At 55.0% G+C, this 19,661-nt stretch carries 19 protein-coding genes and 1 riboswitch; of the genes, 10 read left to right on the forward strand and 9 right to left on the reverse strand.

Annotated features, from left to right (window positions below):
• Nucleotides 1–7: 7 nt before the first annotated feature.
• From thiQ to sgrR, 4 genes are all read right to left on the reverse strand, one after another.
• Complete coding sequence (gene thiQ / locus IM303_RS12480; RefSeq protein ID WP_048957872.1) at nt 8–709, reverse strand: thiamine ABC transporter ATP-binding protein ThiQ; 702 nt, start codon at nt 707–709, stop codon at nt 8–10.
• Entirely contained in the window at nt 693–2,303 is a 1,611-nt protein-coding gene (thiP, locus tag IM303_RS12485; protein ID WP_193359992.1) for a thiamine/thiamine pyrophosphate ABC transporter permease ThiP, read from the reverse strand. The genes thiQ and thiP overlap by 17 nt, the downstream gene beginning before the upstream one ends.
• Nucleotides 2,279–3,262, reverse strand: a complete 984-nt coding sequence (thiB, locus tag IM303_RS12490; protein WP_048999042.1) for a thiamine ABC transporter substrate binding subunit — start codon at nt 3,260–3,262, stop codon at nt 2,279–2,281. Before thiB ends, thiP begins: the two co-directional genes overlap by 25 nt.
• Before the next feature lie 31 nt (nt 3,263–3,293).
• Nucleotides 3,294–3,394, reverse strand: a riboswitch (TPP riboswitch).
• A 36-nt stretch (nt 3,395–3,430) separates the two neighbouring features.
• The gene (sgrR, locus tag IM303_RS12495; RefSeq protein WP_048999043.1) at nt 3,431–5,086 is read right to left on the reverse strand and encodes an HTH-type transcriptional regulator SgrR; all 1,656 of its coding nucleotides are present in this window, start codon (nt 5,084–5,086) and stop codon (nt 3,431–3,433) included.
• A gap of 88 nt (nt 5,087–5,174) precedes the next feature.
• Between sgrR and sgrT the strand changes: the two genes are divergently transcribed.
• The 3 genes from sgrT (at nt 5,175) to IM303_RS12510 (ending at nt 6,995) form a co-directional block, all read left to right on the forward strand.
• The gene (gene sgrT, locus IM303_RS12500) at nt 5,175–5,327 is read left to right on the forward strand and encodes a glucose uptake inhibitor SgrT (RefSeq protein ID WP_045631150.1); all 153 of its coding nucleotides are present in this window, start codon (nt 5,175–5,177) and stop codon (nt 5,325–5,327) included.
• Nucleotides 5,328–5,447: 120 nt separating this feature from the next.
• On the forward strand, nt 5,448–6,626 hold the full coding sequence (locus IM303_RS12505; protein WP_192986823.1) for a sugar efflux transporter: 1,179 nt from the start codon (nt 5,448–5,450) through the stop codon (nt 6,624–6,626).
• A 216-nt stretch (nt 6,627–6,842) separates the two neighbouring features.
• Nucleotides 6,843–6,995 carry a Hok/Gef family protein gene (locus IM303_RS12510; protein WP_010427008.1) on the forward strand — a complete coding sequence of 51 codons (153 nt, stop codon included), beginning with the start codon at nt 6,843–6,845 and terminating at the stop codon, nt 6,993–6,995.
• Nucleotides 6,996–7,087: 92 nt separating this feature from the next.
• Here IM303_RS12510 and leuD read toward each other — a convergent pair whose 3' ends face one another.
• From leuD to leuL, 5 genes are all read right to left on the reverse strand, one after another.
• Nucleotides 7,088–7,693, reverse strand: a complete 606-nt coding sequence (leuD, locus tag IM303_RS12515) for a 3-isopropylmalate dehydratase small subunit (protein ID WP_028015497.1) — start codon at nt 7,691–7,693, stop codon at nt 7,088–7,090.
• A gap of 10 nt (nt 7,694–7,703) precedes the next feature.
• Entirely contained in the window at nt 7,704–9,104 is a 1,401-nt protein-coding gene (gene leuC / locus IM303_RS12520; RefSeq protein ID WP_193359993.1) for a 3-isopropylmalate dehydratase large subunit, read from the reverse strand.
• A 2-nt stretch (nt 9,105–9,106) separates the two neighbouring features.
• Nucleotides 9,107–10,198, reverse strand: coding sequence for a 3-isopropylmalate dehydrogenase (gene leuB, locus IM303_RS12525; protein WP_193359994.1), 1,092 nt, complete (start codon nt 10,196–10,198; stop codon nt 9,107–9,109).
• On the reverse strand, nt 10,198–11,769 hold the full coding sequence (leuA, locus tag IM303_RS12530; RefSeq protein WP_028015499.1) for a 2-isopropylmalate synthase: 1,572 nt from the start codon (nt 11,767–11,769) through the stop codon (nt 10,198–10,200). Before leuA ends, leuB begins: the two co-directional genes overlap by 1 nt.
• A 91-nt stretch (nt 11,770–11,860) precedes the next feature.
• Nucleotides 11,861–11,947 (reverse strand): leu operon leader peptide, encoded by an 87-nt coding sequence (gene leuL, locus IM303_RS22385; RefSeq protein ID WP_071993742.1) that lies wholly within the window; start codon nt 11,945–11,947, stop codon nt 11,861–11,863.
• Nucleotides 11,948–12,556: 609 nt separating this feature from the next.
• Between leuL and leuO the strand changes: the two genes are divergently transcribed.
• The 7 genes from leuO to ftsL all read left to right on the forward strand — a co-directional run bounded on the left by leuO (nt 12,557) and on the right by ftsL (nt 19,650).
• The gene (leuO, locus tag IM303_RS12540) at nt 12,557–13,501 is read left to right on the forward strand and encodes a transcriptional regulator LeuO (protein WP_041911249.1); all 945 of its coding nucleotides are present in this window, start codon (nt 12,557–12,559) and stop codon (nt 13,499–13,501) included.
• Between the two features lie 380 nt (nt 13,502–13,881).
• Nucleotides 13,882–15,606, forward strand: a complete 1,725-nt coding sequence (gene ilvI, locus IM303_RS12545; RefSeq protein WP_028015500.1) for an acetolactate synthase 3 large subunit — start codon at nt 13,882–13,884, stop codon at nt 15,604–15,606.
• Between the two features lies 1 nt (nt 15,607).
• Complete coding sequence (gene ilvN, locus IM303_RS12550; protein WP_049000496.1) at nt 15,608–16,099, forward strand: acetolactate synthase small subunit; 492 nt, start codon at nt 15,608–15,610, stop codon at nt 16,097–16,099.
• A 179-nt stretch (nt 16,100–16,278) separates the two neighbouring features.
• Complete coding sequence (gene cra / locus IM303_RS12555; RefSeq protein WP_014168621.1) at nt 16,279–17,286, forward strand: catabolite repressor/activator; 1,008 nt, start codon at nt 16,279–16,281, stop codon at nt 17,284–17,286.
• Between the two features lie 599 nt (nt 17,287–17,885).
• The gene (gene mraZ, locus IM303_RS12560) at nt 17,886–18,344 is read left to right on the forward strand and encodes a division/cell wall cluster transcriptional repressor MraZ (RefSeq protein ID WP_010426995.1); all 459 of its coding nucleotides are present in this window, start codon (nt 17,886–17,888) and stop codon (nt 18,342–18,344) included.
• 2 nt (nt 18,345–18,346) lie between these two features.
• Nucleotides 18,347–19,288: a 16S rRNA (cytosine(1402)-N(4))-methyltransferase RsmH gene (rsmH, locus tag IM303_RS12565; RefSeq protein ID WP_045259453.1), complete on the forward strand. Its 942-nt coding sequence runs from the start codon at nt 18,347–18,349 to the stop codon at nt 19,286–19,288.
• On the forward strand, nt 19,285–19,650 hold the full coding sequence (ftsL, locus tag IM303_RS12570) for a cell division protein FtsL (protein ID WP_006173860.1): 366 nt from the start codon (nt 19,285–19,287) through the stop codon (nt 19,648–19,650). Before rsmH ends, ftsL begins: the two co-directional genes overlap by 4 nt.
• Nucleotides 19,651–19,661: the final 11 nt, after the last annotated feature.

Raw genomic sequence — 19,661 nt, forward strand, 5'->3', positions numbered from 1 at the left:
GAGGGCGTCAGACCGCACGAATGCCTAACAATGAAGACGCCCCCGCGTTACCACTCAGAAGTTCTTCTGTTTCTCCATCCCACAAAATCCGTCCCTCCGCGATCACTACCGATCGCGGCGCAATGCGTGCGGCATCTTCAATGCTGTGCGAAACCATCAGCATTGTGATCTGCTGGCGCTGGCAAACCTCTTCCACCAGCGAGAGCATCTCCTGGCGCAGGGCCGGGTCGAGTGCCGAGAAGGGTTCGTCGAGCAGCAGCAGCGGCTGCTCGCGCACCAGACAACGTGCCAGCGCCACGCGCTGACGCTGGCCGCCGGAAAGCTCACCGGGCAGTCTTGAAATCAACGCGGACAGGCCCATTTGTTCGGCAATCGCCTCCAGCTTCTGACGCTGCGCAGCATTGAGTTTTAACCCCGGATCGATTCCCAGCGCGATGTTCTGCCACACCGTAAGGTGATTAAACAGATTGTTTTCCTGAAACAGCATCGACACCGGGCGCTTAGCCGGCGGAGCGTAGGTATACTCGCCATTATCAATGACTATCGACCCGCTGACAGGCTGCAAAAAACCGGCAATCAAATTGAGCAGGGTACTTTTACCGGCCCCGCTTGGGCCAAGCACCGCAATTCGCTCTCCCTGACGAACAGAGAGGGTAAAACGCATCGGCAGATGCTGGTAAAGCCAGGTTACATCAGTCAGTTTTAACATCACGCCCCGGGAGTTTTTCGATAACGGTAAATAACGCAAAGCACAGCACCAGCAGTAAAAGTGCCGTGACCGCGCCGTCCTGGCTGCGATAGGAGCCAATTTGCTGATAAAGCCAGAACGGCAGCGTGCGGAAATCCTCGTTGCCAAAGAGGGCCACCACGCCAAAATCCCCAATCGACAGCACGCAGGCGAAGGCCATCGCCTGGGCGAGCGGCCGCTTCAGGGCGCGTAGTTCGACCACTTTCAGCCGCCGCCAGCCCATAATGCCAAGGGACTGGCACAGGGCGCTGTACCGGCTGTTAACATCCCGCATCGGGTTTTCCAGCACCTTCAGCGCGTACGGTATGGCCATTAAGGCGTTGGTAAAAATGACGATGCCGTCGGCGCTTTCCGGCAGGCCGATGGTGCTGTTAAACATTAAAAAGAAGCCGGTCGCCAGCACAATGCCCGGCATCGCCAGGATCAGCATGCCCGTCAGTTCCAGCGCGTGTCCGGCTTTACGGGCATGTCGCGCGTACAGCTCGCGGCTGCTCCAGAGCAGCATCATGGTCAGCGCCACGCAGATTAGCCCGGCTGCCAGCGCGATACGCAATGAGGTCCATGTGGCTTGCCACAGGACCGGCTGTTGAAGTACCGATACCACATTCCTGTTGAGGCCATCGGCGATCACGGCCAGCAGCGGCGGCAGCAGAAGCAGGAGCGCCAGCGCAATCAGCATCACGTCCGAGATGCGGCTGTGCAGGCTGTCCTGCGGATCGCGCCAGCCAGAAAGATTATTGCTTCCTGCGGGGATCGCTTTGCTCAGCCGCTGGCTGAGTAACACCAGCGCCAGGCAGCACACCATCTGTACGATCGCCAGCAACGCGGCGCGCCCCGGATCGTAGTCGTAACTTAATGCCTGATAGATCGCCAGCTCAATGGTGGTGGCCTGCGGGCCGCCGCCGAGAGAAAGCACGGTCGCAAAGCTGGCGAAACAGAGCATAAAGATCAGCGCGGCCACCGGGGCAATCTGGCGTCGCAGCCACGGCCATTCGACAAAGCGGAAGAATGACCATCCGCGCATGCCAAGCTGGGCGGCAATCTGGCGCTGTTCGCCGGGTATGTTCTCCAGCGCCTGCAAAAAGAGGCGCGTCGCCATCGGCATATTGAAGAAAATGTGTGCCAGCAGGATGCCCTTCAGCCCGTAGGGAGAGAAGGTCCATTCCAGGCCTAAAGACGCGAAGAGCGAGGCCAGCCAGCCCTGGCGACCGTATACGCTCAGAATCCCGAACACCGCCACCAGCACGGGCAGGATCAGCGTCATAGCGCACAGGCGCAGCAGTGCCAGCCTGCCGGGGAAACGTCTGCGATAGAGGGCGCGCGCAAGGAAAATGGCCGGGATGACTGACAGCAGCGCGGAAAGAAACGCCTGCCAGAAGGAGAAACGGATAACGTGCCAGAGATAGCTATCGTGCCAGAGCGCGAGCAGATCGCTCTCTGGCGCGTTAAACCACAGCGCCAGAAACGCTCCCAGACTGACGACCACCATCAGTATGGCGGCAATCAGTCCGGGAACTAACCAGCCGGGGATCAGCGGCTGACGGCGCGTTGCCATTCGCTTATCCATGCGGCGCGCTGCGCGGCAACCTGCTGCGGCGTAAATTCCAGCGCGGTCTGCGGTTTGTTCAGCTGCTCAAAGCCTGCCGGCAGCGCCGCGTCGGTAACCGGGTACATCCAGTTGCCCGTCGGAATGGCGTTCTGGAATGCCGGGGAGACCATAAATTTCAGGAACTTCTCGGCCAGTTCCGGCTGTTTGCTGGCGGCGGTGCGGGCAGCCACTTCAACCTGCAGGTAGTGACCTTCAGCGAAATTCGCAGCCGCGTAGTTGTCTTTCTTCTCGGCAATAATATGATAGGCCGGAGAGGTGGTGTAGCTCAGCACCAGATCGCTTTCGCCTTTCAGGAACAGGCCGTAGGCTTCGCTCCAGCCTTTAGTGACCGTAACGGTTTTCGCAGCCAGCTTCTGCCACGCCTCCGGCGTTTTGTCGCCGTAGACTTTCTGCATCCACAGCAGCAGGCCCAGACCCGGCGTGCTGGTGCGTGGATCTTCATAAATCACGCGCCACTTCTGATCGCTTTCGACCAGCTCTTTCAGGCTCTTCGGCGGGTTCTTCAGCTTGTTTTTATCGTAGACGAACGCAAAGTAGCCGTAATCGAAGGGAACGAAGGTGTCGTTTTTCCAGCCGCCCGGCACGTTGACGGCATCTGCCGCTACGCCGCTTTTGGCAAACAGTCTGGTTTGCGTGGCGGCTTCCAGCAGGTTGTTATCCAGCCCGAGCACCACGTCGGCCTTGCTGTTTTTCCCTTCCATGCGCAGGCGGTTAAGCAGCGACACGCCATCTTCCAGCGCCACGAACTTCAGCTTGCAGTTGCAGTCGGCTTCAAAGGCTTTTTTAACCACCGGGCCGGGGCCCCAGTCGGCGGAGAAGGAGTCGTAGGTATAGACCGTCAGAACAGGCTTAGCAAAAACAGGCAGCGCAACCAGCGCCAGCAGAGGAAGAACGTTTTTTAACACTTTGCACCTCAGGGTTGAGTGGCAAAGGATTTTGAGAAACAGCCTCAAATCCCTTCGCCGGCGTTATCCGGATCAGGTTCGACGGGTATTATCTCAGCGCACATCTGTGATGCAGCACCCCGTTGAGAACGGCGCTATTGTAATGATTTGGTGAATATTACGAAAGCGTTATGGCTCCGGCGGCGCAAACCAGGCGGATTTAAAATCAAACCAGCCCAGGGTATTCATCCGCAGGCCGCGCATGCTGCGCTGTCCCTGGATCAGCAGCCAGTGGTGGATCAACGGTACGATCGTCTGCCCGGCCAGCAGCTCCTGGCACCACGCGGCCAGATCCATCTCTCCTGCCCGCCACCTTGCGGCGTCCTGCTGCCAGTCCCGGCTGATGCAGTGCTGAATGAGAGGCACTTCATACAGGTGTGAAAAGAGCGAGAAATCCAGCGGCAGCGTGAAGTTCGCGCTGTTGAGCCAGATATCGCTGACGACATCCCCGCGGTGCCATTCATCATAATCGACTTCCTGTATCGCCAGCGTCACGCCTTCGGCCGCGAGCAGCTTGCTCATGATCCTCGCGATAAACCGGTGCTCAATGTGATCGCGATAGTAGCTGAGGGTGATGGTCTCCAGCCCGGCGGGTTTTTCACTGCGCACCGGCTGTGCATGGTGCCAGCGCGGAAGCAGGCCATAGGCCGGAAACCACCAGGTCTGGTATTGTTCTTCAGCGTGATAAATCAGGTTAGCCGGGGCCAGAATATGGCTGATCCACTTGCGGACGTCGTGATTCGCCCCGCGATGGCTGCGGCTGTCAAAAAGAAGATAGTAGCAGCCCTCCTCCAGGCGACTCTCGAACGCCTTTTCGCTGGTTGTGGGCCCCTCCAGGGTGAGGCCTGCGCTCAGCTCTTCGTTGAGATCCGGTAACACCCAGACGTTCACTTCGTCGATCAGCGCCCGATAGCCAAAATAGTCATCAAAGGCGCGGATCTTCAGCTGATTGCTGTTATTGCGCGTAACGGAGTAGGGGCCTGTACCGATCGGCTGGCTGGAAAAATTGTTCAGGGATCGCCACTCGGCAGGCAGGATCATCGAGGGCACGTAGCCCAGAAGCCACGGCAGCCAGTTGTCTGGCTGGGACAGCTCAATATCCAGCGTCCAGGCCGTTGGGGAGTGGATCCGCGTGATATGCGAATAGAGCGGCAGCGTGCGGGCGCGCTCTAAAGAGGCGATAACGTCACGCATCTCCAGCTCGCGGCCATGGTGGAAGTGAATGCCCGGGCGTAAAAAGAAACGCCAGTGCAGGGGGGAAAGCTGCTGCCAGTGGTGCGCGATATCCGCTTCCAGTTCCCCGTTTTCCTCATTTATTTTCGTCAGACCGCTGAATATCTGCCGGGCCATGTGGGTTTCAGAACGTCGCAATGCCGTGCCGGGCAACAGGTTTTTCATCGGACGATAGTAAAGCACCCGCAGAATGTGGCGTCCCTGACGAAAGCTGCGTCCCAGGTGTGAGACCAGCATCTGGCGCACGGCGGCCTTGTCGCCCACCAGCTGCACCAGCTGATCGATACGGTCCTGCTCCAGCAGATCCTCCGCCCGCTGCTGCTGCAGCGCCAGGCCGGTATAAAGGAAGGTCAAGCGTGAGCGCTTGCCGCGTCCGGCCTCGGCCTCCCAGCTTAGCCAGCCCTGCTGCTGCATAGTGTTGAGTAACGTGCGCATATGGCGGCGAGAGCAGTTGAGGAGTTCTGCCAGCTCGTTAAGCGTGGTCTCCTGCGATTGACCCTCGCAGCACTGCCACAGGCGAATGAATTGTTGTTGCAGTCGACCGGATGGCATAAAAGGGGAACTCCTGACAAAAAATCAGCAATTTATTAATCCCTATATTAAGCCAATAATGCTTCCTGATGAAGTGAGGAGGTAAATTATGAAGAGGTCTACCGCACGTCAGTTTTATCAGCAGTACTTTTCAGCGACAAAAGGAGTGTCCTGGCTGGCCCGCCAGTGTGCAGAGCAACGGCTGAGAATCCTGGAAGATCTGATGCAGTGGGACGTTACGAAACCGACCTCTTCTCGCTAACTCGCCTCGATCATGTGTGACTGAGTATTGGTGTTTATCACCCGCCAGCAAAATGTTTTTGCTGGCTTTTTTCGTTTATTCTTTCACCCAATTTCGATTCGCTTTCACAAGGACTTGCGCATGCTGTGGTTGATGACGATGGGGCGCCGCCTGAATGGCGTGTACGCTGCTTTTATGCTGGTGGCCTTCATGATGGGCGTGGCCGGTGCGCTACAGGCACCGACGCTGAGCCTGTTTCTCAGCCGCGAGGTGGGGGCGCAGCCGTTTTGGGTGGGGCTGTTTTATACCGTTAACGCGATTGCCGGGATCCTCGTTAGCCTGGGGCTGGCGAAACGATCCGACAGCCAGGGCGATCGCCGCAGGCTGATCCTCTTTTGCTGCGCCATGGCCGTGGGCAACGCGCTGCTTTTTGCCTTTAACCGTCATTACCTGACGCTCATCACCTGCGGCGTGCTGCTGGCCTCTCTGGCGAACACCGCCATGCCGCAGCTCTTCGCGCTGGCCCGTGAATACGCCGACAGCTCGGCGCGAGAGGTAGTGATGTTCAGCTCGGTGATGCGCGCACAGCTCTCGCTGGCGTGGGTCATCGGCCCGCCGCTGGCCTTCATGTTGGCGCTGAACTATGGCTTTACGGTCATGTTTTCTATCGCGGCAGGCATTTTTATTATCAGTCTGGCTCTGATTGCCTTTGCGCTGCCGTCTGTCGCCCGGGTTGAGCAGACGACGGATAAGCCCATCACTCAGGTGAGCGGCTGGCAGGATAAAAACGTGCGGATGCTGTTTATCGCCTCCACGCTGATGTGGACCTGCAACACCATGTACATTATTGATATGCCGCTGTGGATCAGCAGCGATCTAGGCCTAACGGACAAGCTTGCGGGGATCTTAATGGGGACCGCCGCCGGGCTGGAAATTCCGGCGATGATTCTGGCGGGGTATTACGTTAAGCGCTTCGGAAAGCGTCGAATGATGATCGTTGCCGTGGCGGCTGGGGTGCTGTTCTACGCGGGGCTGCTCCTTTTCCATTCGCGTGAAGCGTTGCTGGCGCTGCAGCTGTTTAATGCCGTGTTTATTGGCATCGTTGCCGGGATCGGCATGCTCTGGTTCCAGGATCTCATGCCCGGCCGCGCCGGCTCTGCGACTACGCTTTTTACCAACAGTATTTCGACGGGCGTTATTCTGGCGGGAGTGATTCAGGGCGCGCTGGCGCAAAGTTATGGTCATGCCTCGGTTTACTGGATGATTGCGGCCATTTCGGTGGTAACGCTTGGGCTGACCTGCCGGGTCAAGGATGTTTGATTCTGGAAGGCGGCTTCACGAAATGAAACGATTTTCTGACAGATACAGAGAAGGCGCATAGAGTGCGTGACGGGTGCTTGAGGCTGTTTGCCTCAGGCTTTCGCAAGAGGCAAACAGTGGAGAGTCCCACATCAAAAAACTGATGGGGAGACCAACTTCACAACCAACATTGCGAGGTTAGTCTCTTCATTGCCGAAAAGCAATAAGGAGGCTGGAATGCCAAAACGTACTCTGCTGTTAGGTTTGTTTCTGATCTGTACGACGCTATTGATCTTCACCTGGATGGTGCGTGATTCGCTGTGTGAGTTGCACTTCAGACAGGAGAAAACAGAGCTGGCGGCAGTGTTGGCTTACGAAGCGAAACGTTAGCGGTATTGGCGGGGGAAGTGTCCCCGCCTCTCCAGAGTGGTTGAGCCTCAACGCACCCTTATCAATGGCCCGCGCCCTGCGGGCCATTGCCTTTAGCCCATAAACGCAGGCTGTTTTTTCTCGTACGCTGAGATGGCGTCCTCGTGCTGGAGCGTCAGGCCAATGCTGTCCAGACCGTTCAACATGCAGTGGCGACGGAAGGCATCAATGCTGAAGCTGTAGGTCTTATCCCCGGCTTTCACCACTTCCGCTTCCAGATCCACCTCAAACGCCATCCCTGGATTTGCCTTAACCAGCGCGAACAGTTCATCGACCTGCTCGTCGCTCAGCGTCACCGGCAGCAACTGGTTGTTGAAGCTGTTGCCGTAGAAGATATCCGCGAAGCTCGGGGCGATAACCACCTTAAAGCCGTAGTCGGTCAGCGCCCAGGGCGCATGCTCACGCGAGGAGCCGCAGCCGAAGTTTTCCCGCGCCAGAAGAATGGATGCACCTTTGTATTCCGGGAAGTTCAGGACGAACTCCGGGTTTGGCACTTCGCCTTTGTCGTCCAGAAAACGCCAGTCGTTGAACAGGTGTGCGCCAAAACCGGTGCGGGTCACTTTCTGCAAAAACTGCTTCGGAATGATCGCGTCCGTATCGACGTTAGCGGCGTCCAGCGGGACAACACGGCCCGTATGTTGGGTAAATTTCTCTGCCATGATTGTCTCCTTATTTCAGGCTGCGAATATCGGCGAAATGGCCGGTGACTGCCGCAGCGGCGGCCATTGCCGGGCTGACCAGGTGGGTGCGTCCACCCCGGCCCTGACGGCCTTCAAAATTACGGTTGCTGGTGGAGGCGCAGCGTTCGCCCGGATTCAGGCGGTCGTTGTTCATCGCCAGACACATGGAGCAGCCCGGCAGACGCCATTCGAAGCCTGCTTCGATAAAGATCTTATCCAGTCCTTCCGCTTCCGCCTGGGCTTTCACCGGACCGGAGCCAGGAACCACCAGCGCCTGCACGCCCGGCGCCACTTTGCGGCCTTTGGCAATCTCTGCCGCCGCGCGTAAGTCCTCGATACGGGAGTTGGTGCAGGAGCCGATGAACACCTTATCAATGTTCACCTCGGTCAGCGGTACGCCGGGTTTCAGCCCCATATAGGCCAGCGCTTTTTCCGCACTGGCGCGTTCGACCGGATCGGCGAAGGAGGCCGGGTCAGGAATGCTGTCGTTGACGGAGATGACCTGGCCAGGATTGGTACCCCAGGTGACTTGCGGCGCAATCTCTTCCGCCTGCAGCGTGACAACGGTATCAAAGGTGGCACCGTCGTCAGTTTTCAGGGTTTTCCAGTATGCGACCGCGTCGTCAAAATCCTGACCTTTCGGCGCGTGCAGACGGCCTTTCACATAGTTGAAGGTGGTTTCGTCCGGTGCGACCAGGCCTGCTTTAGCACCCATCTCAATCGCCATGTTGCACAGGGTCATACGGCCTTCCATGCTCAGCGCTTGAATCGCGTCGCCGCAGAATTCCACCACGTGACCGGTACCGCCTGCGCTGCCGGTTTTGCCGATAATCGCCAGCACGATATCTTTCGCGGTGATACCCGGCGCGGCTTTGCCCTTCACCTCAATCTTCATGGTTTTGGCGCGGCCCTGTTTCAGAGTTTGCGTCGCCAGAACGTGCTCAACTTCCGATGTGCCGATGCCGAACGCCAGCGCGCCAAACGCGCCGTGGGTCGCGGTATGGGAGTCGCCGCAGACGATGGTCATGCCCGGCAGCGTAATACCCTGCTCAGGTCCCATCACGTGGACGATGCCCTGATACGGGTGGTTCAGATCGTACAGCTCCACGCCAAATTCGTTGCAGTTCTTGATCAGCTCCTGCATCTGGATGCGCGCCATCTCGCCGGAAGCATTAATGTCTTTGGTCTGGGTGGAGACGTTGTGATCCATCGTGGCAAAGGTTTTACCCGGCTGGCGCACCGGACGCTTGTGCGCGCGCAGGCCGTCGAAGGCCTGCGGAGAGGTCACTTCGTGCACCAGGTGGCGGTCAATGTACAGCAGCGGGGTTTCGTTTGGCGCCTCGTAGACAACGTGCGCATCAAACAATTTTTCATATAACGTCTTGGCCATGATTACACCCCTTCAGCGACATAGCGGGCAATGATGTCGCCCATTTCATCAGTACTGACTGCTGCCGTGCCGCGCGCTAAGTCACCGGTACGGACGCCTTCTTCTAACGCCCGGTTAATGGCGTTTTCAATTGCGGTTGCTGCGTCGCCTGCATCGAGGCTGTAGCGCAGCAGCAGGGCCAGGGAGAGGATCTGCGCAATCGGGTTCGCAATGTTCTTGCCTGCGATATCCGGCGCGGAACCGCCCGCCGGTTCGTACAGGCCAAAGCCTTCTTCATTCAGGCTGGCGGATGGCAGCATGCCCATAGAGCCGGTGATCATCGCGCACTCGTCAGACAAAATATCGCCGAACAGGTTGGAGCAGAGCAGCACGTCAAACTGGGACGGATCCTTAATCAGCTGCATGGTCGCGTTGTCGATGTACATATGCGACAGCTCAACGTCCGGGTACTGCTTAGCGACTTCACTGACGATCTCGCGCCACAAAATGGACGACTGCAGCACGTTCGCTTTATCAATAGAAGTCACCTTATGGCGGCGCTTGCGTGCAGATTCAAAGGCGATATGGGCGATACGTTCAATTTCGAAACGGTGGTACACCTCGGTATCAAACGCTTTCTCGTGCTGACCGCTGCCTTCGCGACCTTTTGGCTGACCGAAGTAGATCCCGCCCGTCAGCTCACGCACGCACAGGATGTCGAAACCGTTGGCCGCGATATCCGCGCGCAGCGGACAAAACTCTTCCAGCCCCTGATACAGCTTAGCCGGACGCAGGTTACTGAACAGTTTAAAATGTTTACGCAGCGGCAGGAGCGCGCCGCGCTCTGGCTGCTCTGCTGGCGGCAGGTGTTCCCATTTTGGACCACCGACGGAGCCAAACAGCACGGCATCGGCATTTTCGCAGCCTTCAACGGTGGCTTTCGGCAATGGCGTTCCGTGGTTATCAATCGCAATACCGCCCACGTCGTAGTGGCTGGTGGTAATTTTCATCGCAGAACGCGAGCGAACGGCTTCCAGTACTTTCAGCGCCTGTGCCATCACTTCCGGACCAATACCGTCACCCGGCAACACAGCAATATGGTAGTTCTTCGACATTACACGGTTTCCTTGTTGTTCTCTTTATTCTGAGCTTTGCGTTGCAACTCTTTTTCGACTTCAGCGGCGCGCCAGATGTTGTTCAGGACGTGCACCATCGCTTTCGCGGAGGATTCGACAATATCCGTCGCCAGGCCCACACCGTGGAAACGGCGGCCATTATAGTTGACGACGATATCCACCTGACCCAGCGCGTCTTTACCGTGCCCTTTCGCCGTCAGGTCGTATTTCACCAGCTCTACGTCGTACTCGGTAACGCGGTTGATCGCCTGATAGATGGCATCCACAGGGCCGTTACCGTTGGCGGCTTCCGCTTTGATTTCATCACCGCAGGCCAACTTGACCGAGGCGGTAGCGATGTCGCTGGAGCCGGACTGCACGTTGAAGTAGTCCAGACGGAAGTGCTCTGGCTCTTCCTGCTGCTTGTTGATGAAGGCCAGCGCTTCCAGGTCGTAATCGAATACCTGGCCTTTCTTGTCGGCCAGCTTCAGGAACGCGTCGTACAGCTGATCCATGTTGTAATCGCTGTCCTGATAGCCCATCTCTTCCATCCGGTGTTTCACTGCCGCACGACCGGAACGGGAGGTCAGGTTCAGCTGAACCTGGTTCAGGCCGATGGATTCCGGAGTCATGATTTCGTAGTTTTCACGGTTTTTCAGCACGCCGTCCTGGTGAATACCGGAGGAGTGGGCGAACGCGCCGGTTCCAACAATCGCCTTGTTAGCCGGGATCGGCATGTTGCAAATCTGGCTGACGGTCTGGCTGGTGCGCCAGATTTCGTTGTGATTGATGCGGGTGTGCACGTTCATGATGTCTTTGCGCACCTTGATCGCCATGATCACTTCTTCCAGTGAACAGTTGCCCGCGCGTTCACCGATACCGTTCATTGCACCTTCTACCTGACGTGCACCGGCGTGCACCGCAGCGATGGCATTGCCTACGGCCAGGCCCAAATCATCATGGGTATGTACTGAGATGATTGCTTTATCAATGTTAGGTACGCGCTCATACAGGCCGGTAATGATGTTGGAGAACTCAAACGGCATGGTATAGCCGACGGTGTCCGGGATGTTGATGGTTTTAGCGCCCGCGTTGATGGCGGCTTCGACTACGCGCGCCAGGTCTTCAATCGGCGTACGGCCCGCATCTTCACAGGAGAATTCAACGTCATCGGTGTAGTTGCGTGCGCGCTTAACCATGTATACCGCGCGTTCAATGACCTCATCCAGCGTGCTGCGCAACTTGGTTGCGATGTGCATTGGTGAGGTTGCAATAAAGGTATGAATACGGAAGGCTTCGGCCACCTTCAGCGACTCAGCCGCAACGTCGATGTCTTTCTCTACGCAGCGCGCCAGACCGCACACGCGGCTGTTTTTAATGGTGCGGGCGATAGTCTGTACGGATTCAAAATCACCCGGAGAGGAGACGGGGAAACCGACCTCCATCACGTCGACGCCCATACGCTCGAGAGCCAGCGCAATCTGCAGTTTCTCTTTTACACTCAGGCTTGCCTGTAATGCCTGTTCACCGTCACGTAAAGTAGTATCGAAAATAATGACTTGCTGGCTCATGGGTTAGGTCCTTGTCAGTCTTAGGGCGCCTTGCTACGAGCATAAAAAAACCCGCGCAGTGGCGCGGGTTTTTAGTCTTACTGGTGACGATTCAACGCTGAATTTCGCCCGCCAGTCTACCGCGCACAGTGGATGCGTTTAGTAGTAGTAGACCGATGAAACGAATGGTGCGTGTCATGAATCGTGCTCCGTTAAATTCAATATGCTTTTAGTGGTACTGGATACAGCTGGGCATGTCAACCCCTGATGGTAAAAACGGCCCCAGAAGGCTAAACAGAGAGGGTGTGTTGTTTAGCTTATTGTGCTGGGTTTTTGATTTTTAACTTAACTAATTGTCTATTTTTGGACTTAAAAAACATTTGCAGAAACGAATAAACATAACGGGTATTTTTCAGGTAACGCAGTCCTCACAAATGCTTTCTCTTTAAACCGTTTTACTATCATCGAGTTATCTTTTTTTGAGAGAGCTTTTTCTCCCTTCAAATAGAATCATTGATAACAGATTGTTAACTTAATTCTGCTCAATGTCGATAACAGTTTAATTATACTTAAGTCATCCTTAACTGGATGGTTATTGTATATTGATTTGGTTTATGGTTTCATTCAAACACTAAAGTTAAGCATATCCTTTGTGCCGTTTTGTATTATAGCATTATTAGATAATCTTTATATATTCCGATTTTTAAACAATTTTCTTTCGCTGGTCGTATCTGCATGGTAAATCATATTTTTCGAAATTATTACAGTGCGTTGGCGAAGGGAGTGTAGCGTGACAGTGGAGTCAGAAGTGCCAGAAAATAATATTAAACAACCACAGATTACTGATGGAATTAAACCACAGTTACGCACGGTGGATCTTAATCTACTGACGGTGTTTGATGCTGTCATGCAGGAGCAGAATATCACGCGTGCGGCACAAGCCCTGGGGATGTCACAGCCTGCCGTAAGTAATGCCGTTGCCAGGCTTAAGGTTATGTTCAACGACGAATTGTTTGTTCGTTATGGAAGAGGGATCCAGCCTACAGCGCGGGCTTTCCAGCTTTTCGGCTCCATCCGCCAGGCGCTGCAGTTGGTGCAAAATGAGCTGCCGGGCTCGGGCTTTGAACCCTTAAGCAGTGAGCGAGTATTCCATCTTTGCGTCTGCAGCCCATTAGATAATTATCTGACATCAATTATTTATAATAAAGTTGAAGAGATCGCACCTAATATTAATCTCGTCTTTAAATCGTCCTTAAATCAAAACACCGAACACCAGTTACGTTACCAGGAAATCGAATTCGTCCTGGGTTATGAAGAATTCCGCCGTCCTGAATTTTCCTGTGTACCGCTGTTTAAAGATGAAATGGTGCTGGTTGCCAGCAAAAAACATCCACGACTGAATGCGCCGTTACGTGAAAGTGACGTTTATAGCGAACAGCATGCCGTTGTTGCGCTCGACAGATATGCCTCCTTTAGCCTGCCCTGGTACGACACTGCAGAGAAACAGGCGAGCGTGGCTTATCAGGGGATGGCCATGGTCAGCGTATTAAACGTCGTTTCCCAGACGCAGCTGGTGGCAATTGCCCCACGCTGGCTGGCAGAAGAGTTCTCTGGCGCGTTAAATCTGCAAATTTTGCCTCTGCCGCTCAAGCTAAATAGCCGCACCTGCTATCTCTCCTGGCATGAAGCTGCTGGACGGGATAAAGGACATCAGTGGATGGAAGAGCTACTTATTAGCATCTGCCGTCGGTAATCGAGTCAGGATAAATTGCATCTTTGCATGTGATTTATCCTGGTTTTGTTTCTTTTATTAATATTTTGTTCTGTTGCGTATTTTATCTGGCGCCTGCCAGGCCCGTAAAAATAGATGATTTTCTACATCGCCGCGCTTTTCAGTGATGATTTATCATCTCGTCCCCTAATTTCAGATGAATTAACCATATCCTCTGACAATGTCTGTTTTTTCTGCTTTTACGGCCTCTTCTCTCTCCTGGTTTGCGAATTGCCTGCCTCATAACGAGCGGTTAAGGTAAGTATCACTCTGCAAAATAGAAGACGGGTTCATCCCGATCGCAAGACGGTGCGGAAATGAATTCGGCGGTCCGTCTATAACAAAATGCCTGGAGGCAAAGCATGGAGATGTTGTCTGGCGCGGAAATGGTCGTCCGGTCGCTGATCGATCAGGGCGTAAAGCAAGTGTTCGGCTATCCTGGCGGCGCGGTCCTCGATATTTATGACGCACTGCATACGGTAGGGGGTATTGACCATGTGCTGGTACGCCATGAGCAGGCGGCGGTACATATGGCCGATGGCCTGGCGCGTGCGACGGGTGAAGTGGGCGTGGTCCTGGTCACGTCGGGGCCCGGTGCGACAAACGCCATTACCGGCATTGCGACCGCGTACATGGACTCTATTCCGCTGGTGATCCTTTCCGGACAGGTCGCGACATCACTGATTGGCTATGATGCGTTTCAGGAGTGCGACATGGTCGGGATTTCGCGTCCCGTCGTGAAGCACAGCTTCCTGGTCAAGCAAACCGAAGACATTCCTGGCATTCTGAAGAAGGCGTTCTGGCTGGCGGCAAGCGGGCGCCCGGGGCCGGTGGTGGTCGATCTCCCTAAAGATATCCTGAACCCGGCCAACAAGCTGCCTTATGTCTGGCCGGAATCGGTGAGCATGCGCTCTTACAACCCAACAACGCAGGGTCACAAAGGTCAGATCAAACGCGCGCTGCAAACGCTGCTGGCCGCTAAAAAACCGGTGGTCTATGTCGGTGGCGGGGCCGTCAATTCAGCGTGTGAGGCACAGCTTCGTGAACTGGTTGAAAAGCTCAATCTTCCTGTTGCGTCATCGCTGATGGGACTCGGAGCGTTTCCCGCCACCCACCGTCAGGCGCTCGGCATGTTGGGTATGCACGGTACCTATGAAGCCAACATGACGATGCATCATTCTGACGTCATCTTTGCCGTCGGCGTGCGTTTTGACGATCGTACGACCAACAACCTGGCGAAGTATTGCCCGAACGCCACCGTGCTGCACATTGATATCGATCCGACGTCAATTTCAAAAACGGTGTCTGCTGATGTACCTATCGTCGGCGACGCGCGACAGGTCCTTGAACAAATGCTGGATCTGCTGGCGCTGGAAAACACAGCGCAACCGCTGGATGAAATCCGTGACTGGTGGCAGCAAATTGAGCAATGGCGCGCGCGGCAATGTCTGAAATATGACACCCAAAGCGAGCATATTAAGCCGCAGGCGGTCATCGAAACGGTATGGCGACTGACGAAAGGCGACGCGTATGTGACCTCTGACGTGGGCCAGCATCAAATGTTTGCCGCCCTCTATTATCCGTTTGATAAACCGCGCCACTGGATCAACTCGGGAGGTTTAGGCACGATGGGCTTTGGCCTGCCTGCCGCGCTGGGCGTGAAGCTGGCGCTGCCAAATGAAACCGTCGTCTGCGTGACCGGAGACGGCAGTATTCAGATGAACATTCAGGAACTTTCCACCGCGCTGCAATATGAGCTGCCGGTACTGGTGCTCAACCTTAATAACGGCTATCTCGGTATGGTGAAGCAGTGGCAGGATATGATCTACTCGGGCCGCCACTCTCAGTCATATATGAAATCGCTGCCGGATTTTGTTCGTCTTGCTGAAGCTTACGGTCATATAGGGATGCGGGTGACCGATCCGGCTGAACTGGAAACGAAGCTCGCCGAAGCGCTTGAGCACGTTAAAAACAATCGCCTCGTCTTTATGGATGTCATCGTTGATGGAACCGAGCACGTTTATCCGATGCATATTCGCGGCGGCGGTATGGACGAGATGTGGTTAAGCAAAACGGAGAGAACCTGATATGCGCCGGATATTATCGGTATTACTGGAAAACGAGTCTGGCGCACTGTCGCGCGTCATTGGGCTTTTTGCGCAGCGTGGCTATAACATTGAAAGCCTGACCGTGGCGCCAACGGACGATCCGACGATGTCGCGTATGACGATTCAGACCGTTGGCGATGCCAAGGTAATTGAGCAGATCGAGAAACAGCTGCATAAGCTGGTCGATGTGCTGCGCGTAAGCGAGCTGGGGCAGGGCGCTTACGTTGAGCGTGAGGTCATGCTGGTAAAAATACAGGCTAGCGGTTACGGGCGCGAGGAGGTCAAACGCAATGCGGATATCTTCCGCGGGCAGATCATCGACGTCACGCCTTCTCTTTATACGGTTCAACTGGTCGGAACCAGTGACAAGCTGGACGCTTTCCTGGCATCCGTGCGGGATGTAGCAAAAATTGTTGAGGTGGCGAGATCGGGGATCGTTGGTCTGTCACGCGGCGAGAAAATCATGCGGTAGTTGTTAAAAAGGTTCGCCTCTTTCAGCCCGGTCACCAAAGCCGGGCTTTTTTTTGCGTAATCAGCCGACAACGCAGATAAAAGCGGTTGCCGCGAAGGCTTTTCTGCGTTTAGATGTTAAAAGATTTAACCATAACCTTGACAGGGCCATGGACTCTTTTCTTTTTTTAAGGGGCAATTGTGAAACTGGATGAAATCGCCCGGCTAGCCGGCGTGTCACGAACAACGGCCAGCTATGTGATTAACGGCAAAGCAAAGCAGTACCGCGTCAGCGATAAGACCGTTGAAAAAGTTATGGCGGTGGTTCGTGAGCATAACTACCATCCGAATGCTGTCGCTGCCGGCCTGCGTGCCGGGCGCACCCGCTCTATTGGTCTGGTGATCCCGGATCTGGAAAACACCAGCTATACCCGTATCGCCAACTATCTTGAACGTCAGGCCCGCCAGCGCGGTTACCAGCTGCTGATAGCCTGTTCTGAAGACCAGCCTGATAACGAGATGCGCTGCATTGAACATCTGCTCCAGCGTCAGGTCGATGCCATCATCGTCTCGACCTCCTTACCGCCGGAGCATCCGTTTTACCAGCGCTGGGCGAACGATCCGTTCCCCATCGTGGCGCTGGACCGCGCGCTCGATCGTGAGCATTTCACAAGCGTAGTGGGTGCCGATCAGGATGACGCGGAAATGCTGGCCGCTGAGCTGAGAACCTTCCCCGCTGAAACGGTGCTGTATCTTGGCGCGCTGCCCGAGCTTTCCGTAAGCTTCCTGCGTGAGCAAGGGTTCAGAACCGCCTGGAAAGACGATCCGCGTGAAGTCCACTATCTCTATGCCAACAGCTATGAACGCGAAGCCGCTGCGCAGCTGTTCGAAAAATGGCTGGAGACGCACCCGATGCCCCAGGCGCTGTTCACCACGTCATTTGCCCTTCTGCAGGGGGTAATGGATGTCACCTTGCGTCGTGAAGGCAAGCTCCCCTCTGACCTGGCGATCGCCACGTTTGGGGATAACGAGCTTCTCGATTTCCTTCAGTGCCCGGTGCTGGCGGTGGCCCAGCGTCACCGAGATGTAGCTGAACGCGTCCTGGAGATTGTTCTGGCGAGCCTGGATGAGCCGCGCAAACCGAAGCCGGGTCTGACGCGTATCAAACGTAATCTCTATCATCGCGGAATTTTGAGCCGCCATAAATGAAATGACGGGGCGGCGAAAAACCGCCCTTTTTACTGGAATTATTCGTCGAGTTAATTCCCGCAGTGAAATTAGGATAATTCTTGAGAGATCCTAATCTACTATTTTTCTTAATTCATTTTGCCGTTTTAAATGGCCCTTAAAGAATCATGAAGCGATTTTTAGACGCCTCTCTTTGTATTACTTTGTTACAAACCCTCTTCGGTCGATGAATATTCAGACGTTTTTTCTTCCCCCCGACCGGCCAGCAACGCAACCGCCGCTTCTACCGACCGATTGAGCGAATCTGGCGCTGTCATCCCCTGACAATCTGTCATAAAATGCTGCCCGCGTCGCAAACTGACACTTTATATTTATCTGCGATGATATTGAGTGAGCCTTAACGCTAGTGTGCATATTCGGTTTTTTTCTTACAAATATTCATAACGTTAATTTTGCCTCGCCAGTTGTGCAGTTATTAACCGGGACTGTTTATCTCTGTAAATAGTGGGCGTACAGCCTCGTATAGGGAGAGTCCTGGCTTGACAAGCTTTTCCCTCGCTCCGTAAACTCCTTCAGGTGGGAATTTGTGGGTTAAAGTGGTGAGGAGGGGTGAGACTGGCATGTTCCGTGGAGCAACGTTAGTCAATCTCGACAGCAAGGGGCGTTTATCGGTACCAACCCGATACCGCGACCAGCTGATTGAGAATGCTTCGGGTCAAATGGTTTGCACCATTGACATCAACTCCCCCTGCCTGCTGCTTTACCCCTTGCCTGAATGGGAAATCATTGAGCAAAAGCTGTCGCGACTGTCGAGCATGAACCCGCAGGAACGCCGCGTGCAGCGGCTCTTATTGGGACATGCCAGTGAATGTCAGATGGATAACGCCGGGCGATTACTGATTGCTCCTGTGTTGCGGCAACATGCCGGTCTGACCAAAGAAGTGATGCTGGTCGGGCAGTTCAACAAGTTTGAACTGTGGGACGAAACGACCTGGTATCAACAGGTCAAGGAAGATATCGACGCTGAGCAGTCTGATTCCGCAACTTTATCGGAACGGCTGCAGGACTTGTCTCTATAAATATGATGGAAAATTATAAACATAAAACGGTGTTACTGGACGAGGCCGTGAACGGCCTGAATATTCGTCCGGATGGCATCTACATTGATGGCACGTTTGGTCGCGGTGGTCACTCGCGTTTGATCCTCTCCCAGCTTGGAGAGGAAGGACGCCTGCTGGCAATCGATCGCGATCCGCAGGCGATTGCCGTTGCACAGACCATCAATGACCCACGCTTTTCCATCGTGCATGGACCTTTTTCTGCGCTCGCTGATTACGTGGCCGAGCGCGATCTCACGGGCAAGATCGACGGGATTCTTCTCGATCTTGGCGTATCTTCACCCCAGCTTGATGATGCAGAACGCGGCTTCTCCTTTATGCGCGACGGTCCGCTGGACATGCGTATGGACCCGACGCGCGGCCAGTCTGCCGCCGAATGGCTGCAGACCGCTGACGAAGCCGATATTGCCTGGGTGATCAAAACCTTCGGCGAAGAACGTTTTGGCAAGCGCATTGCGCGCGCCATCGTTGAGCGCAACCGCATTGAGCCGATGACCCGCACCAAAGAGTTGGCCGAGGTGATCGCGGCGGCAACGCCGGTGAAGGATAAGCACAAACATCCCGCGACCCGTACCTTCCAGGCGGTTCGCATCTGGGTAAACAGTGAACTGGAGGAAATAGAGCTGGCGCTAAAAAGCTCGCTCGACGTGCTGGCCCCGGGTGGGCGGTTATCCATCATCAGCTTCCACTCGCTGGAAGACCGCATTGTAAAACGCTTCATGCGTGAACAGAGCCGCGGTCCTCAGGTTCCCGCGGGGTTGCCGATGACGGAAGAACAACTCAGGAAGCTGGGGGGCCGTCAGTTGCGAGCATTAGGCAAGTTGATGCCGGGCGAAGAAGAGGTGGCAGAGAATCCACGTGCCCGTAGTTCAGTGCTGCGAGTTGCAGAGAGGACGAACGCATGATCGGCAGAGTGACAGAAACCCTAAGCAAAGTTAAGGGATCGTTAGGAAGCAACGAGCGCCATGCCTTGCCTGGCGTGATCGGCGACGATCTTTTGCGATTCGGGAAACTGCCACTCTGCCTGTTCATTTGCATCATTGTTACGGCAGTTACGGTGGTGACCACAGCTCACCATACACGTTTATTGACTGCGCAACGCGAGCAGCTGGTGCTGGAACGCGATGCGCTGGATATTGAATGGCGAAATCTGATCCTTGAAGAAAACGCGCTTGGCGATCACAGCCGGGTTGAACGGATCGCAACGGAAAAGCTGCAGCTGCAGCATGTTGATCCTTCCCAGGAAAATATCGTAGTACAAAAATAAGGGAACACGCG

The organism is Enterobacter cloacae complex sp. P38RS (genome assembly GCF_014930775.1).
Classification (GTDB): domain Bacteria; phylum Pseudomonadota; class Gammaproteobacteria; order Enterobacterales; family Enterobacteriaceae; genus Enterobacter; species Enterobacter bugandensis.

Bases quoted from the DNA above. Each gene is read 5' to 3' on its own strand.
- thiQ (WP_048957872.1), bottom strand. From the start codon at position 709: ATGTTAAAACTGACTGATGTAACCTGGCTTTACCAGCATCTGCCGATG.
- thiP (WP_193359992.1), bottom strand. From the start codon at position 2,303: ATGGCAACGCGCCGTCAGCCGCTGATCCCCGGCTGGTTAGTTCCCGGA.
- sgrR (WP_048999043.1), bottom strand. From the start codon at position 5,086: ATGCCATCCGGTCGACTGCAACAACAATTCATTCGCCTGTGGCAGTGC.
- sgrT (WP_045631150.1), top strand. From the start codon at position 5,175: ATGAAGAGGTCTACCGCACGTCAGTTTTATCAGCAGTACTTTTCAGCG.
- IM303_RS12505 (WP_192986823.1), top strand. From the start codon at position 5,448: ATGCTGTGGTTGATGACGATGGGGCGCCGCCTGAATGGCGTGTACGCT.
- IM303_RS12510 (WP_010427008.1), top strand. From the start codon at position 6,843: ATGCCAAAACGTACTCTGCTGTTAGGTTTGTTTCTGATCTGTACGACG.
- leuD (WP_028015497.1), bottom strand. From the start codon at position 7,693: ATGGCAGAGAAATTTACCCAACATACGGGCCGTGTTGTCCCGCTGGAC.
- leuC (WP_193359993.1), bottom strand. From the start codon at position 9,104: ATGGCCAAGACGTTATATGAAAAATTGTTTGATGCGCACGTTGTCTAC.
- leuB (WP_193359994.1), bottom strand. From the start codon at position 10,198: ATGTCGAAGAACTACCATATTGCTGTGTTGCCGGGTGACGGTATTGGT.
- leuA (WP_028015499.1), bottom strand. From the start codon at position 11,769: ATGAGCCAGCAAGTCATTATTTTCGATACTACTTTACGTGACGGTGAA.
- leuL (WP_071993742.1), bottom strand. From the start codon at position 11,947: ATGACACGCACCATTCGTTTCATCGGTCTACTACTACTAAACGCATCC.
- ilvI (WP_028015500.1), top strand. From the start codon at position 13,882: ATGGAGATGTTGTCTGGCGCGGAAATGGTCGTCCGGTCGCTGATCGAT.
- ilvN (WP_049000496.1), top strand. From the start codon at position 15,608: ATGCGCCGGATATTATCGGTATTACTGGAAAACGAGTCTGGCGCACTG.
- mraZ (WP_010426995.1), top strand. From the start codon at position 17,886: ATGTTCCGTGGAGCAACGTTAGTCAATCTCGACAGCAAGGGGCGTTTA.
- rsmH (WP_045259453.1), top strand. From the start codon at position 18,347: ATGATGGAAAATTATAAACATAAAACGGTGTTACTGGACGAGGCCGTG.
- ftsL (WP_006173860.1), top strand. From the start codon at position 19,285: ATGATCGGCAGAGTGACAGAAACCCTAAGCAAAGTTAAGGGATCGTTA.